The sequence below is a fragment of the Acinetobacter sp. S4400-12 genome (assembly GCF_024129495.1).
In the GTDB taxonomy this organism is placed as follows: Bacteria; Pseudomonadota; Gammaproteobacteria; order Pseudomonadales; family Moraxellaceae; genus Acinetobacter; species Acinetobacter lwoffii_C.
In genome coordinates this window covers 228,969-244,364 of record NZ_JAMXYB010000001.1, presented here as the reverse complement: position 1 = coordinate 244,364, position 15,396 = coordinate 228,969, and the positions used below count along the sequence as shown (strand labels likewise).

13 protein-coding genes are annotated in these 15,396 nt (G+C 45.5%); 6 read left to right on the top strand and 7 right to left on the bottom strand.

Going from position 1 to position 15,396, the window contains the following annotated elements; genetic code table 11:
• The first annotated feature begins 203 nt into the window (after window positions 1-203).
• The 5 genes from NI461_RS01205 (at window position 204) to rsfS (ending at window position 6,126) form a co-directional block, all read left to right on the top strand.
• Window positions 204-3,017: an ATP-binding protein gene (locus tag NI461_RS01205; RefSeq protein ID WP_253156219.1), complete on the top strand. Its 2,814-nt coding sequence runs from the start codon at window positions 204-206 to the stop codon at window positions 3,015-3,017.
• Window positions 3,018-3,121: 104 nt separating this feature from the next.
• Window positions 3,122-3,913 (top strand): crotonase/enoyl-CoA hydratase family protein, encoded by a 792-nt coding sequence (locus NI461_RS01200; RefSeq protein ID WP_253156216.1) that lies wholly within the window; start codon window positions 3,122-3,124, stop codon window positions 3,911-3,913.
• A 33-nt stretch (window positions 3,914-3,946) separates the two neighbouring features.
• On the top strand, window positions 3,947-4,813 hold the full coding sequence (locus tag NI461_RS01195; protein ID WP_253156214.1) for an NAD(P)-dependent oxidoreductase: 867 nt from the start codon (window positions 3,947-3,949) through the stop codon (window positions 4,811-4,813).
• A gap of 39 nt (window positions 4,814-4,852) precedes the next feature.
• Window positions 4,853-5,641 carry a TIM barrel protein gene (locus tag NI461_RS01190; RefSeq protein WP_253150457.1) on the top strand — a complete coding sequence of 263 codons (789 nt, stop codon included), beginning with the start codon at window positions 4,853-4,855 and terminating at the stop codon, window positions 5,639-5,641.
• An 80-nt stretch (window positions 5,642-5,721) separates the two neighbouring features.
• Window positions 5,722-6,126 carry a ribosome silencing factor gene (gene rsfS / locus NI461_RS01185; RefSeq protein ID WP_253156212.1) on the top strand — a complete coding sequence of 135 codons (405 nt, stop codon included), beginning with the start codon at window positions 5,722-5,724 and terminating at the stop codon, window positions 6,124-6,126.
• Between the two features lie 479 nt (window positions 6,127-6,605).
• On the opposite strand, the gene NI461_RS01180 is transcribed toward rsfS, so the two are convergent.
• From NI461_RS01180 to NI461_RS01160, 5 genes are all read right to left on the bottom strand, one after another.
• A complete protein-coding gene (locus NI461_RS01180; RefSeq protein WP_253156210.1) occupies window positions 6,606-8,888 on the bottom strand; it encodes a TRAP transporter large permease subunit in 2,283 nt (760 codons plus the stop codon).
• A 179-nt stretch (window positions 8,889-9,067) separates the two neighbouring features.
• The gene (gene rrtA, locus NI461_RS01175) at window positions 9,068-9,640 is read right to left on the bottom strand and encodes a rhombosortase (RefSeq protein WP_253156208.1); all 573 of its coding nucleotides are present in this window, start codon (window positions 9,638-9,640) and stop codon (window positions 9,068-9,070) included.
• A gap of 66 nt (window positions 9,641-9,706) precedes the next feature.
• Window positions 9,707-10,747, bottom strand: a complete 1,041-nt coding sequence (locus tag NI461_RS01170; RefSeq protein ID WP_151207433.1) for a hypothetical protein — start codon at window positions 10,745-10,747, stop codon at window positions 9,707-9,709.
• A gap of 528 nt (window positions 10,748-11,275) precedes the next feature.
• A complete protein-coding gene (locus tag NI461_RS01165) occupies window positions 11,276-11,659 on the bottom strand; it encodes a hypothetical protein (RefSeq protein WP_253156207.1) in 384 nt (127 codons plus the stop codon).
• Window positions 11,652-11,909: a succinate dehydrogenase assembly factor 2 gene (locus NI461_RS01160; protein ID WP_151204001.1), complete on the bottom strand. Its 258-nt coding sequence runs from the start codon at window positions 11,907-11,909 to the stop codon at window positions 11,652-11,654. The genes NI461_RS01165 and NI461_RS01160 overlap by 8 nt, the downstream gene beginning before the upstream one ends.
• Before the next feature lie 183 nt (window positions 11,910-12,092).
• On the opposite strand from NI461_RS01160, the gene NI461_RS01155 reads away from it, so the two are divergent.
• Window positions 12,093-13,265, top strand: a complete 1,173-nt coding sequence (locus tag NI461_RS01155) for an acyl-CoA dehydrogenase family protein (RefSeq protein WP_253156205.1) — start codon at window positions 12,093-12,095, stop codon at window positions 13,263-13,265.
• Window positions 13,266-13,322: 57 nt separating this feature from the next.
• On the opposite strand, the gene NI461_RS01150 is transcribed toward NI461_RS01155, so the two are convergent.
• Window positions 13,323-14,813 (bottom strand): NAD(P)/FAD-dependent oxidoreductase, encoded by a 1,491-nt coding sequence (locus NI461_RS01150; protein ID WP_253156203.1) that lies wholly within the window; start codon window positions 14,811-14,813, stop codon window positions 13,323-13,325.
• A gap of 213 nt (window positions 14,814-15,026) precedes the next feature.
• On the bottom strand, window positions 15,027-15,392 hold the full coding sequence (rplQ, locus tag NI461_RS01145) for a 50S ribosomal protein L17 (protein WP_151203973.1): 366 nt from the start codon (window positions 15,390-15,392) through the stop codon (window positions 15,027-15,029).
• Between the last annotated feature and the right edge of the window lie 4 nt (window positions 15,393-15,396).

Sequence of the window (15,396 nt, the reverse complement as noted above, 5' to 3'; positions counted from 1 at the left end):
AGGTCAAATCTATGCTATTTAAAGAAAATGGCATCCAGTTATGTCTTTGCATTTTTATCTGAGCAAATGTGCAGGATAGCTCTTTTATAAACCCGATGATCAGTATTTCACGGCGGCTACCTGAATAAAAATAATGCTTAAATTTTAACTGTCAATTTAAAGCATGCTAATATGCCCGACATAAGGAAAATACTGCTTAAATCATGTCAAGTATCAATAAAAAGATGTTTAAACGCCTGCACTTAAATCACGCTTATGGACAGCTGATTGCACTGATTTTTGTGCCGATTACCATCTTGGCCTGTGTAGGTGCCATTCTGGTGATTACTGAAACCTCGAATGCGGCACGTGCCCAGCAAAAGCAGATGGCGATTGCGATTATGACGCGTTTTCAGTCTACGGCAGAATATTCACTTGATATTTTAAGCCTGTATCCTTGGCAATATGATCAGGCGCACAGTGCCATGCAGCATATGCTGAATGAAAAGCATTTGGTACGTGCAGCAATTCTGGATGAAAATGGCCGAAACCGTCTGGGAATTGGCTTTCAAGAACAGGCACCCTGGCCGGAATTCAATCAAGCTGCCAGTTTTATCGGCCCCATTCTTTATAAAAATAATCATATTTATGCGGTCAGGGTCAATGAAAATAGCTTTAATTCCGGCTGGCTGGCCATTGAGCTGGATAATCAGCCTCTGGAAATCGCCCGTTACCGGGTATTAATCGTACTGATTGCCACTGGTTTACTGACCTTATTACTTCTGCTGTTATGTCTGAATTTCTATTCGCGTCGCTGGATTGCGCCGATGTATGAAATTCGCATGCAGTTGCAACGCCTGAACGTCGATACGCTGGACCAACACATGGTTATTAACAGTACCGGCGAGCTGCGCCTGTTGCAACGCGATATTGCCAATGTGGTTAAACGTCTGCATTTTAGTTTTCTGGAGTTACGCGAACATACCGAACAGACCGAAGATGACCTGCGCCGTACCTTAGACACTTTAGAAGTGCAAAACATTACCTATCGTCAGGCACGCGATCAGGCCATTTCTGCCAATCAGGCCAAATCGGTATTTCTGGCCAATATTTCACATGAACTGCGCACGCCACTGAACAGTATTGACGGTTTTATCCATTTATTGCTGCGTCAGGGCAACCTGAGCAATGAACAAAGCCTGTACCTGCAGACCATTCGCAAGTCTTCAGCCCATCTTCTGGCCCTGATTAATGATGTGCTGGATTTTTCCAAGATTGATGCCGGTAAACTGGAGCTGGAAACCGCACCTTTTGATCTGGAAGAAGCTATTTTTGATGTGATGGATATGCTCTCGCCGCTGGCTGCGCAAAAGCATATCGATATGGCCTTCTACTATGCCGACAATGTGCCTAAACATGTGATTGGCGATGCGCTACGTTTCAAGCAGATTTTAACCAACCTGATCTCCAATGCCATCAAGTTCACCCCCGACGGGGAAATCATTGTCCGGGTACGTCTGGAACATGAGGACCTGGAGCACTGTGTCTTGCACTTTAGCGTACAGGACAGCGGTATTGGCCTGAGTGGTACTGACCGCAAGAGACTGTTTGAATCCTTCTCGCAAGGCGACACCTCTGTCACCCGTCAGTTCGGCGGAACCGGTCTGGGTCTGGCTATTTCCAAGCAATTAGTGAGCCTGATGCATGGCCAGATTGGCTTTGAAGATAATCAGGAACGCGCCCCGACTGAAAAAGGCTCAACTTTCTGGTTTACGGCACAATTACTGCTGGATGAAGAACATGTGATTGAACATCCGGATTTCAGTGAACTGACGGTAGTGTCCTATCTGGCGCATCCGGCAACCGCCAATGTACTGCGGCATTATCTAGAAAACTATAAAGTGGCACACAGTGAATGTGCCTCTATTCTGGATCTGTTCAGTCGCCTGAATCATTTACACAGCACCGACAACACTTGGCTTATTGTTGATCATGGCGGCGATGGACAGGCCTTGCTCAGAGAAATCCGTACCCGTTATCAGGGTCATCTGGCAGTGTATGGCTATCAGATGCAGCTTGATCCGAACATGCTGAATGAACATCGCGCTCGCGCCCTGCATCAGCCACTCAGCCGTACGGCCCTGATTCAACTCCTGAGCAACCAGCAAAGTTTTGAAGAAGAACAGTATGAAAGCTTTAATGGCCAGGGGTTGCATGTATTGGCTGTGGATGACCATCTACCGAACCTGATTGTCCTGGAAGCCTTATTGGGCGAACTGAATGTCCGTACCACCAAAGCCATTAGCGGACAAGAAGCCTTGCATATTATCCAGAGCCGCCATGAACAGGGACTCAGCCCTTTTGATCTGGTGTTTATGGATATCCAGATGCCGGTGATGTCAGGCATTGATACCACGCGTGCGATTCGCTCACTGGAATCTACGTTTGACCCCCAGCCTCAGCAGCGCTTGCCGATTATTGCCCTGACCGCCCATGCACTCTCCGATGAAAAGCATAAACTGCTGCAAAATGGGATGGATGATTATGTGACCAAGCCAATTCAGATTGAGCAGATTGTACAGATCCTGACCCAATGGACCACAGAAAGCTTTAAAAAACCGCCGGTACCCGAACGTATCAATGTCATTGAAGCCCTGGATCCTAATATTCTGGACTGGCAACAAAGCCTGCAACTGGCAGCCAACAAAGAGGATCTGGCGATTGACCTGCTCGGCATGCTGGTCGACAGCTTTGAAAATGAACTGACTGAAATTGAGCAGCTGATCGAGCTGGAGGATTTTCCTCAGCTTGAACATGTTCTGCACCGCCTCTATGGCGCAACTCGTTATGTCGGTACGCCAAGCCTGCAAACGATCACAGGCGAGTTTGAGCAGTTTGTTTCGACCTTGCGTAAAGAGCGCCGTAAAGCAGATGAGAGTTTTGTACAGCAGGTGCTGAAATATCTGGATGAGCTAAAAACCGTCATTGAGCAGGTCCAACAGGCAGCCCGACAAATCCTGTATAAATCCGATCATTAAATCTGTTTTTAGTCCGGGACACGTAAAGAGAGCGTGACCGGACTGTCATGCAAGTGCTTAGAGTGCATGTTATGCTCGCTGAAGAAAAAATAAGGATGAACCCCATGTCTCTGGTACGCTTTGAAAAAAATAATGGAATTGCGACGGTTACACTGAACCGTCCAGACAAACGTAATGCCATGAGCTTTGCCCTGCTGCGTGAACTGGTGCAGACGGCCAAGCGGATTAAAAAAGATAAATCCATCCGCTGTGTCATCCTGACAGGCGAAGCCCAGGTCTTTAGTGCCGGAATTGATCTGGCTGACTTAAACAATCCTAAAAACCGTGTCTTTGCCGCCTGGGAGCTGATTCGCCCGGGCCAGAGCCTGTTTCAAAAAGCCTTTCTGGTGTGGCAGGAGCTACCTGTGCCCGTGATTGCAGCACTTGAAGGCTTCTGTTTTGGTGCCGGCATGCAACTGGCGCTTGCCGCCGATATCCGTATTGCTCACCCCGCCACCAAAATGTCGATTATGGAAACCCGCTGGGGTCTGGTGCCAGATATGGGCCTGAGCCGTTCACTCAAAGGCTTGATCGGGATTGATCTGGCCAAAGAGCTGACATTAACGGCACGTATTTTTGAAGGGGCCTATGCCAAAGAAATTGGTCTGGTCACTCATCTAGATGAGCAACCATTTGTCAAAGCTCAGGCCCTGGCAGAGGAAATGCTACAACGCTCCCCAGATGCCTTAATGGCTTCTAAATTTGTGCTGGATGCCATGCAGCACCATCCGAACAAATCCCTGCGTATGGAAAAAATCTGGCAATTAAAATTAATTTTGGGCAAAAACAGCCAGCTGGCCCGTAAAAAAGACAAGAATCCGGAGATTCAGTTTGTACCACGTCAGTACAAATCATAAGAGTGCAAGCGGAATCAAGAGGTGAAAACACAGATGCTATTTAATCGTGAGAGCAAAATTGCTTTTCTGGGCATGGGGCTGATGGGCAGCCGTATGGCGACACGTTTGCTACAGGCCGGTTTTCAGGTTGCAGTGTGGAATCGTACAACGACCGCCTGCGATCCGCTTATTGCTATGGGTGCCCTTGCCTTAAGTCTCGAGCAGATTTCAGATTATCCTGTAATTCTGACCTGTCTGGCCGATGATCAGGCGATGGCGGCGGTATTTGCACAAATTGCGCCTTTTCTGGTAGCCGGTCAGGTTATTGTTGATTTCTCCAGTCTTTCAGTTGCCCAGACCTTGCTGCTGGCTGAACAGGCACAGGCCAAACAGGTCAACTGGATTGACTCACCCGTCTCTGGTGGAACAGCAGGTGCCGAACAGGGTAATCTGGTCATCTTTGCAGGTGGTAATCGCGCAATCATTGACGCGTTAAGCCTGATTTATAAGGTGCTGTCACAGCGTGTCACCCGTATGGGCAACAATGGTGCGGGCCAAGCAACCAAAATCTGCAATCAGCTGATTGTAGCTGCCAACAGCACCCTCATTGCCGAAGCTGTCGCGCTGGCGGAGCATGCCGGGGTCGATACCCGCTTACTGGCCCCTGCACTGGCCGATGGTTTTGCCGACTCCAAGCCCTTTCAGATTCTGGCACCGCGTATGGCCACCCAAACCTTTGAACCGGTACAATGGAAAGTCCAGACCCTGTCTAAAGATCTGAATAATGCCGTACAACTGGCCCGCAGTTTGGAGCTGGATATTCCGGTTGCACAGCAGGCTTTATCCCAATTAAAAGCTCATCAGGATCAAGGCTTTGCTGAAGCAGATTTGGCCTCTCTCATTCAGCAGATCAATCATTAATACGCTATTCCTGTTAAATACTCAGCAAGGACATTTCCTATGATTAAACTCGCCGTTAATCTTTCGATGATTTTTACGGAAGTTCCCCTCCTAGAGCGATTTGCCCTTGCCCGTGCCCACGGATTTGAACATGTTGAAATACAGTTTCCCTATGAACTCAGCATAGAGCAGATTCGTAGTCAGTTAAGCAGACATGAACTCAGCCTCTGCCTCATCAATGTACCAGCCGGTAACCTGATGCAGGGCGGCCATGGTCTGGCAGGTATTCCGGGACAGGAACTGGAATTTCGTCACGCCATGCAACAGGCCATCCAATATGCAACCGCACTCCAAGTACCGCGGGTCAATATTCTGGCAGGACGGCAGCCACTCGACTGTGACCTGCTGCCCTGCCTGAAAACCCTCGCCAGCAATTTAAAGATGGCCTGTTCTATGCTCGCTGAGCATCAGATTGAGCCTGTATTTGAAATGATTAATGGCAAGGATATGCCTCGCTTTCTAGTACAAAATATTGCCCAGGCTCAGGAAATGCTGGAAGCAGTTCAGCATCCGGCCCTAAAAATGCAATATGACTGTTATCACATGGCCATGATGGGCGAAGATGTACTGGAAACTTTGAAAGAAAATATTGCAGTGATTGGACATATACAATTTGCAGATTACCCGGGTCGGCATCAGCCAAATACTGCTTCTATTGAATATTATGATATTTTTCAGTGGTTAAAGAGTAGTCAATATCAAGCTTATGTTGCAGCCGAATATAAGCCGCTCGGACACTCCAATGATTCCTTTAGCTGGAAAGCTGAATTCTTTCCTGAGCATGACTAAGCCGGCCAGGGTAGCGTTTGAAATTTAAGACTAAAACCGCTATATTAGATCAGCATAATTGTTAGGAAATTATACCCTCTATGAATTTAGAACCATCGCCCAGCGCTTCTAATTCCCACGATCACAGCATGAATTCTTATTCTCCAGCGGTACAAGAGTGTCTGAACGTTGTACACGCAGCCCTTGAAGATGTAAAAGCGAAAGAAATTGTCGAGCTTGATGTCAGCAGTATCAGCAATGTTGCAGATGCCATGATTATTGCCAGTGGTACGTCAACGCGTCATATTAAATCTCTTGCCCATAATGTTGCTGAAGAAGCACGTAAAGCCGGTTTCCGTCCACTTGGCGTGGAAGGTGAACGTGATGCAGAATGGATTCTAATTGATTTAGGTTATGTGGTTGTTCACTGCATGCTGCCCACTGCTCGTAAGTTTTACGACCTGGAAAGCTTATGGCAAAAAAATCCAGCAGATTCTGTCGCCTAACCGGATTCTAGAAACAGGTCCGTAGCGTCCTGCTCCCCCAGACATATTACAAAAAGAACCTCAATTGAGGTTCTTTTTGTTTTCATACCTTTTCCGCAGTGAATAAGAGGTTTTGAAGGTTTAACTTCAAATAAACTCAACTGACTACGACTTATCTCCATTGCCCTTCTGCTCACATCCAGTGCCTGAAAAGGCCAATAGATAGACAATGAATATGAGTCATATTGGAGGTTGCTAACTTGATGCCCATATCTTAATGATCTTGGTTTTATCCTGAATGCTACTGATGGACAGGCCATCAATCTCACAAGATGAAATAACTTTTATTCAGGAATCACGCACAATCTTCAGATAGGACAATACCTGAGTTCTTGTTATTAAAATATGGGGTCATACCGATATTTTAACCGTTGAGACTCAGGTTGTTATTTAAAGCAAACGGCGGGACATGTATGCCCCGAAGATGCCTTTATTGAAACCTATTGATACCAGCCAAATAGCTTAAAAATATAAGGTACATAAGCAATGATCAGCATAGCTGGCAACAATACGATCACTGGCAAAATCCAGCGTTCAAAACGATAGTAGAAGGACAGATGGCGTACTTCTGCATCCGCTTCGGCCACTTCAGCATCGCCAATGGATTGCCGTGCCAATAGATGGTTCAATGCTACAGGTGGGGTGACATAGCCCAGCTCAAAGCCAATCAAGGTAATCATCCAGAAATGCACAGGATGAATGCCGTATTGATAAGCCACTGGGGCTACCGTAGCCGAGATTAAAATAACGGCACCGAATGGGTCCATGATCATCCCGACAAAAATCATCAGCCCGACAATCATCGAAATTACTAGTAGCGTACTGCTAATATCGGTCGGGAAAGCTTCCATGATTTCCAGACGCTCCAGCAAACCGCCGACACTGACTGACAACGCCATCAGGATAACCAAAGCACCGATATGCCCTACCGTTTCACTGGTAGAGATATGCATGGACTTCCAGAAACCCACCTGACGCAAATTCCCATTCGACGGTGATCGTGGAACGCCATGATCTACTGCCAACTCTTTTTGAGATTGCTCAGCATGTGCTGCTTCACGATACTCGGCAGGAGCAGCAGCACTCGCCGTTGCAAGCGCCGGCGTAGAACCTGAACCTAGGCTCGCGGTCAGCGTTTCATCCCAATGTCCAACTGCTGGTAACGGCGCAGGCTCATGACGCAGCTTGTCAAACAGCACGATCATCAGCAAGATCACTGGCATCATCACAGGTGCAGTAAACTCATTCAGGTTGGTCGACAAGGCATATTTATAGAACAACCAGATCAGCACAAAGATCATCACATAAGGAATGATCGCAACAAAGGCACGAGCTGATTGTGGTGCAGCTATGCTTGGTGCAGCAATCCTAAACTTATGCTCGGCAAAGAACAGTGAAATGACTAAAAATAAAGTTGAAGTCAGCAGGAAAACATACAGACCATAGTGATACAGCAGATCGGTCGTGACTTCTTTATTTAAGGAGGCCACCACAACAATCAGCAGACATGGACGCAAAACCACACCCAACGAGCCAGACATCGCCGTAGCTGCCAAGGCAAACTGACGACGCCCTCCGGCATTCCAGACTTCCTTATAAATAATGGCACCCGCTGCAATCACGAAAATTCCTGAAGCACCGGTATAGGCTGTCGGCAAGGCTGCTGCAAGCAGTATCAGCCAGGTCAGGGTTTCTGGTGCCAGATTCCATGGACGCAGAATATTCAAAAACATGTCGACCACACGGGTCTGTTTTAACAGCATACCAGCCCAGATAAACAGGGCCAGATTCAGGAAAATACTGGAAAATTCAACCAGTTGACCGAGGTAAATCCCCTGTCCCATTGGATAATCCATAAAGAAGGTAAAGTTGATCCCGGTTGTAATCGCCATATAGGCATACAGAGGTACACTTAAAAATGCTAGTCCCAGACTACCCCCTTCACGTATAGGCTGAGGAAGCCGGATGACCTGAAACAAACTGACGAGGGTCAAAGTTCCGAATAAAATCATCCATAACCAGTAGATATACTTCATCTCGCCCATCGGGACACCAGAATTCAGTACGGATTGATATTGGCTATAAGATGAAAAGGCCAGGAACACATTGGCAATCAGCATGGCCAAGGTATATACCCGGAAATCAATTTTAGTGGCCGGGCTACGCAGACCAATGTGGTGGGTTTTTAAAGTCGCACTAATCGCAGCAAATACCACCATGATCACCAGCAATAACGCCCGGTTTTCAGTTCCGAACTTAAACAGTCCAAAGAACGTGGTTTCAAAAGTACGATAGGCCCGAATACTAGGATAAGCCTGCATATGTGCAATCGCCTTGTCATAGAACCCATAGGACTCCTCACAAACCTGCTGGGCCTGCATAACGGCAGCACGGACATCCGCTTCAGCACGAACGCCAAAGAAGTCGGCATACTCATCCGCAGCATCCGTTTTCATTTGCTCCTGAACGCGCTGATCGACATTAATATTGCGCTCACATTGGGGTGCAGTAGGCTCTGCCCGTAAAAATGAATATTGCATCCCGGTTGCCGGATCACCATAGAGGCGTTCACCCATACGTAATAGCTGACCGTGAATCATTTCACCTGTCCCAATAATCAGGGTAAGCAAAAGCAAGATGAGCACCACAAAGGTCGAGATCCATTCGGTCCAGATATAACGCAACAGACCCAGACCTGATCTGTTTTGATTATCGTTTTGCATGTATATTCCTATTTTTTTTGTTTTAGCGACCCTTTGGTTCAGGACGCCAATCTTCCTGTATGCTCCGACACGTCCTGTTCGGAGCTAAGTTTCTTTATTATCTTTTTCGACTCTGCATGAATATTGTCAAAATAAGAGTGACAATTTGTATTTTCTTTTTCGTTTTTTATGCCAACTATTTAACTTTCACGAACATAGCTGACGAGTATATACAGCAAGGCGATTACCACTCCCCAGATGACACCCAACAAATGCGCTTCTACCAGTACCGGACTACCAATTAATTGTGCAGTGCCAATATTACCTATAGTATTTTCCCAGATCAGCTTGCCTAAAATTAAAACCAGAACCAGCGTGGCAAAGCTTCGTTCACGCCGGTAGAGCAGATGAAGACAGGCCACTGCCACATACGCCCCATGCAATACCCCGGATAGACCGGCATACGCTTCAATATTTGGTAAAAAGAAATAAAAGCTCAGGCTGATCAACGGCGGTAAAATCAGCAAAATCGCTGTAAAATGCCAGATAGTGACGCGGGGAAATATAAAAGGCAAGCAGATAAAGGCCAGAATATTCAACAAATAATGTACCCAGCTGACATGCACCCAATGTGCCGTCCAGGGCCGCCAGAACTCACCGAGCAAACTTTCCCGCCAGTAAATAAAGTGCTCCATAAAAATTTGCAAACATGCAGCAAGAGAGACAAAAGCCGCCAGAAAAATAATTTTTCGTCGCAGATCTTGATCGTACATCGGCTTCTTGTCCTCCCTGTGAGCCACTAACATGAGCTATACAGCCGCTCATGCCTATTCTATTAATTACATGTCAGCATTAAACAGCTCATCCAGTTCTGAAGAATTGGCTGTTTCATCCCAAAAGTTCTGCATACCATCATCTGCACTACGTACACCCGTATGTTCAGTCCAGTAACGATCTGCAATACCTTCGGTCATCATGGCTGCCATACTGTCGATGAGTTTGAACTGAGGATTAACCGGTTTCTCATCACTGCGGGCTTGGGCAAAAGTTTTTAGGGCATCTCGTACTTTAGCATCGTCCCCGCTGGCCTGAGCTGCTACTGCATACAGAGCATGTGATAAACGTACACCTTTTTGCTCACCGATTTGTGTAGATTGTTTAAGGGTTTGGTAAGGCTCTGGCTTGCCCTCTCCCGCGCCTGGCAATAAGGTCCAGATAACAGCCCGGGTCGCATTTGGCACACCCCAGAATTTGGCATTGTCTAGGCAGGTCATGCCACGTTCGACCACAGCAGCAATATCTTTGGGTACATTGACCGCATTACCGGAATTAATATCATTGGTCATGGCTTGCAAACCGCTTAACATGCCAAGCAAATACACGGTCTGCTCAATATCACTGTTCATGCGTGCGCATTCTTCGCCCAGTCCTTTATTGTACTTTTTCTCATAACGGGTCTGGAATAACTGATAGCCTGTGTACTGACGCTGCGCTGCCAGAGCGGCCCAGCGCTTTTGTTCAACGCGGGCATCTTGTGCTTCGGTGACCTGATTAGCTCTGGAAGCTCGCAAATAGCGTAATTCTGCTTCGAGTGCCTTCTTCTCGGCACAGATACCGGCTGCAGAATACATCAAGACTGCCACACGAGTAGGATCCGCTCCCATTTCCTTGGTGGACATAATGGCTGGCGTTAAAGCATTACCGGAATTACACACCATTTCAGCATCATCCATCGCCAGAATTGGCGGGACAACATGCTTTTCAGTAAAACCGAGTGCAACATTGGCACCGGTCTTGGTGACTTGAGAACATCCTGTTAAAACTGTTGTTGTTATTGCAATGGTCGCCATACCTTGGCATATTTTTCGGACGCTCGACATTTTCCTGTCCTCTATAATTGTGATGATGTCCATATGCTGCTAAACATAGCAGAAGCTTTTTAGGAATAAAAGAGTATTTACTCTAATCCAAAACAATCACTTTGCCATGAATTTAGTCCAGTGCAATTGACTCGAATAGAAAAATACCCAAATTTTGGGCAAAAAAAAGTAGCATTGCGACGGTTCAGCACATGCCACTTATTAACTGGGAAAGCACTTAAATAGGCTTTATTAGGGTTCAGGTGAAAATTTTTCCTTCAATATTGTTCCAAGTCTTCCAATGACCAAGGCTAAAACAATTGCTGCGATCAGAAACATCCATACTGGAAATTCCATCATGATCTCCTCTGCTGGCGTTGGTGACTTCAATGTACCTGCTTATCAAAAAACCAGCAGGAAAATTGTCAGACAATTCACTCTTTCCCTCAATAAACAACGAATCCTGTCTAACAAAAAGAGAGATTTGAGAAATATATATTTGTTTTAAATAGATTTATAGAAAATAAAGCTGCGCTAGTTGTCTAACAATTACAGCATTTTTGTAAGAACTTTTAAAGATTTCCACTGTTTTAGCGGCAATTGATCACACCAGATCAGCAAAGGGCGCGCCTTGGCATGCTGGAAATACACCACGATATAGGCCTGATGATCAATCACATGACTAATCATCACACGATAGGTCTTTTTTACCGTGCTCAGTGACCATTCTCGCCCATCCAGGTATTCCAACTGTTCAACCTGCGGAGTTTTACGGTAAAACAGATGATAAATGAGGACACCTAAAATACCACATACCCCCCATAGAAACAGAGGTAATAACTGGTAAAGCAGGAACATCAATACAGCAAAAATAAATAGCTGAAACGTCAGGGCACATTTACTGCGTTTCAGCCTGAAACAACGATTATCCATGAACGTAAAATTTAAGTTTCAAGATAAAGGCTTTCAATTCAGGGCGTGGCGGTTCCGACACTTCCATAAACCAGTCCAGCAGATCCGGATCTTCCTGAGCAACCAGCTCAGCAAACATTTCTTTTTCAAAAGGTTCAGCGCTGAGATAGTAGTTTTTTACGTAAGGATCAAAATACACATCCAACTCTTTTAAGCCACGACGTGCACGATAAATCACTTTGCGTTCTTCTAAGCTTATTTCATCAGTCATCGAGTTCCCCCAACCGGTTTCAAACCCGAATAGTTTACCTGATGCAATCACTGAATTTCGAGGAATTTCATATAAATGACCAAAAGCATCAGGATATATCTGGGATTTGAGTCTTTTGCTCATTGCTGCCTATACCGGCTTGTCCTAATTTAGAGAAAAATACACAAAATCAGGAAAAATAAAATGCAATCCACTGCGATCCGACCGCTTGCTGGCATGTTACCGCGCCAATTATTCACTGCCGAACATGAGGCTTTTCGTGAGACGGTACACAAATTCTATACACAGGAAGTCATTCCTTATACAGAAAAATATGAGCACCAACAGCATGTTGACCGTGAGCTTTGGCTCAAGGCAGGTGCATTAGGCCTGCTTTGCTCGACCATGCCGGAAGAATATGGAGGTTCCGGTGTAGATCGTCTCTATAGCATGATCCTAATTGAAGAACAGGCCTATGCCGGTGATTCAGCCACCGGTTTTTCCCTACATTCCGATATCGTTGCCAACTATATTTTAAATTTTGGCAATGCCACTCAGAAACAACAATGGTTACCGAAAATGGCGACGGGTGAAACCATTACAGCCATTGCCATGACCGAACCCGGTACCGGCTCCGACTTGCAAGCAGTACGCACCACTGCTGTTCAGGATGGAGATGACTATATTATCAATGGCTCCAAAATCTTCATTACCAATGGCTATCTGTGTGATCTGGCAATTGTAGTGTGCAAAACGGGCAATAGCGACAAAGGCTCCGCCAATTTATCCCTTATTCTGGTAGAAGCAGAACGTGTAGGATTTAGCAAAGGCCAACCTTTAAATAAAATCGGGATGAAAGGCCAGGATACCTGTGAACTGTTCTTCGACGATGTCCGTGTGCCTAAAGAAAATCTGCTGGGCATGGAAGGTATGGGCTTCATTATGCTGATGAAAGAGCTGGCTTGGGAACGCCTGATTGTGGCGATTATCTGTCAGGCTGGTGCTGAAGCGGCTTTTGCACATACACTGCAATACACCGAGGAACGCCAGGCTTTTGGCAAACCCGTGGCAGCCTTTCAGAATACCCGCTTTAAACTGGCAGAGCTGCGTACTGAAATCGAAGTATGCCGTGCCTATCTGGATCGCTGTATGGAGTTACAGCTGAAAAATGAGTTAGGAGTTGACGCAGCAGCTGCAGCCAAATACAAAATCTCAGAAATGTACAGTAAGGTTGTAGATGAATGCCTGCAATTGCATGGTGGTTATGGTTATATGCTGGAATATCCAATTGCTAGAGCTTATCTCGATAACCGGGCCAATCGCATCTATGCAGGCACCAATGAAATCATGAAAGAGCTGATTGCCCGTTCGCTTTAATGTTTCATAATCTAAAAAGGAGTACCTTAAGTACTCCTTTTTATTTTACATAGATTTTCAGGATACCAGTCGTGGCTTGCTCTGAACAGCAGTTACTTTGGTTTTAAATTTCAGCACACCATCTTTAAAAGAAGCCTGCTTCAGATCCTTGCGATCGGCCAGATAATTATTACTGACATGCCAAGGGGCATGTTTCCCCTGTTTTGGCATGACATCCGCCGCGCGGGCGATATAGCCCGAACTCAAGCTGCCCATGACCGTATCGTCCATCAATTCGCTAACATCCCCTTGAGCGACCACCTCATCATACCCCTTATGATCCATATGGTTCAGCAAACGGCAAATATATTCTGCCGCAATATCTACCTTTAAGGTCCAAGAAGCATTGATATAACCAATAATTAAGGCCATATTCGGCACATCACTGACCATAATACCGCGATATAACATGTGCTGAGAGGTATTGAGAGGCTTGCCATCTAAAGTGGCCTGAATACCACCTAAGATTTGAATATTTAAACCGGTGGCTGAAACGATGATATCTGCCTCCAAATGCTTGCCAGATTTCAGCAAAATACCCGTTTCGGTCAATTTTTCAATATGATCGGTTTCAACCGATGCATGACCTTCACGTAGAATTTTAAATAGATCCCCATCAGGAACTACACATAAACGCTGATCCCATGGCTCATAGTTGGGGGTAAAGTGTTTCATGTCCACTTTGCCTTTGAGCTGGAATTTCACAGAATTCAGCAGCAATTTTTTCAATAGTTTTGGCTGTTTCTGTGCCAGTGCATAAATTCCACGCTGCATACCGATATTTCGGGCACGGGTCAGCTTATAAGCCATCTCTTCGGGCAGATACTTACGCATTTTGGCATAGACCACATCGATAGAGGGTACCGAAGCGATATAAGTAGGTGAGCGTTGTAACATGATTACATGCCCTGCTCCACCTTTTACCATCGCTGGAACAAGCGTAATCGCAGTTGCTCCACTTCCAATAATCACCACTTTTTTAGCGCGATAGTCCAGGTTTTCCGGCCAGTGCTGAGGATGAATAAACTGTCCTTTAAAGGCCTGCTGATTCGGAAAATCCGGCTGGAAGCCTTGATCATAATTATAATAACCAGTACAGCCTAAAACAAAGCTTGCAATCCAAGTCTGTGTTTTTCCTTCTGCATCTTCGATTTTAACTGACCATTTATGGCTGGCTGAATCATAATTGGCACTGATGACACGATGCTGGTAATGAATTTTTGGTTCTAATTGAAATTCTGTCACCACTTCATTCAAATAGCCTTTAATAGAGGGTCCATCTGCCAATACGCTGGTTTTTTGCCAGGGTTTAAAATTAAAACCAAAAGTCGACATATCCGAATCTGAACGGATACCCGGATATTTAAATAAGTCCCAGGTCCCACCAATACTTTCACGTCGTTCTATAATTTCAAATGAACGCTGCGGACAATGCTTGGACAAATGGGCGGCCAGACCAATCCCAGAAATGCCTGCCCCTACAATCAGAATATCAACCTGCTTTTCCATATTATTTTTTTACCTATACGAGTATCTATTTTTATTAAATCACAAAATTGACAATACACAATGTCAAGTTTGGTTAAAAGCAATTTAATTCTTATCTTTTCAGGACAATCCTTCACAGAGTTCAGACAACCCAAATTATAAATTTCAGGCATTAAAAAAGGCCAGTTTATACAACCGACCTTTTTTGAATAACATACGCTACTCTACACGAAATTATTCAACTTCGCGATCTACTAGCTCAACGTAAGCCATCGGTGCAGCATCACCTGCACGGAAGCCCGCTTTAAGAACACGTAGATAGCCGCCGTTACGTTCTTTGTAACGAGGGCCAAGAACGGTAAATAATTTACCCACAGTTGCAGCTGAACGAGTACGAGCAAATGCCAAACGACGGTTTGCTACTGTATCGACTTTAGCTAAAGTGATTAAAGGCTCAGCAACACGACGTAATTCTTTCGCTTTAGGCACAGTTGTTTTGATCAACTCGTGTTCAAACAAAGAGTTAGCCATGTTTTGGAACATCGCTTTACGATGACTGCTTGTACGGCCTAATTTCACACCACTATTACGATGACGCATGGTG

Bases quoted from the DNA above. Each gene is read 5' to 3' on its own strand.
- NI461_RS01205 (WP_253156219.1), top strand. From the start codon at position 204: ATGTCAAGTATCAATAAAAAGATGTTTAAACGCCTGCACTTAAATCAC.
- NI461_RS01200 (WP_253156216.1), top strand. From the start codon at position 3,122: ATGTCTCTGGTACGCTTTGAAAAAAATAATGGAATTGCGACGGTTACA.
- NI461_RS01195 (WP_253156214.1), top strand. From the start codon at position 3,947: ATGCTATTTAATCGTGAGAGCAAAATTGCTTTTCTGGGCATGGGGCTG.
- NI461_RS01190 (WP_253150457.1), top strand. From the start codon at position 4,853: ATGATTAAACTCGCCGTTAATCTTTCGATGATTTTTACGGAAGTTCCC.
- rsfS (WP_253156212.1), top strand. From the start codon at position 5,722: ATGAATTTAGAACCATCGCCCAGCGCTTCTAATTCCCACGATCACAGC.
- NI461_RS01180 (WP_253156210.1), bottom strand. From the start codon at position 8,888: ATGCAAAACGATAATCAAAACAGATCAGGTCTGGGTCTGTTGCGTTAT.
- rrtA (WP_253156208.1), bottom strand. From the start codon at position 9,640: ATGTACGATCAAGATCTGCGACGAAAAATTATTTTTCTGGCGGCTTTT.
- NI461_RS01170 (WP_151207433.1), bottom strand. From the start codon at position 10,747: ATGTCGAGCGTCCGAAAAATATGCCAAGGTATGGCGACCATTGCAATA.
- NI461_RS01165 (WP_253156207.1), bottom strand. From the start codon at position 11,659: ATGGATAATCGTTGTTTCAGGCTGAAACGCAGTAAATGTGCCCTGACG.
- NI461_RS01160 (WP_151204001.1), bottom strand. From the start codon at position 11,909: ATGACTGATGAAATAAGCTTAGAAGAACGCAAAGTGATTTATCGTGCA.
- NI461_RS01155 (WP_253156205.1), top strand. From the start codon at position 12,093: ATGCAATCCACTGCGATCCGACCGCTTGCTGGCATGTTACCGCGCCAA.
- NI461_RS01150 (WP_253156203.1), bottom strand. From the start codon at position 14,813: ATGGAAAAGCAGGTTGATATTCTGATTGTAGGGGCAGGCATTTCTGGG.
- rplQ (WP_151203973.1), bottom strand. From the start codon at position 15,392: ATGCGTCATCGTAATAGTGGTGTGAAATTAGGCCGTACAAGCAGTCAT.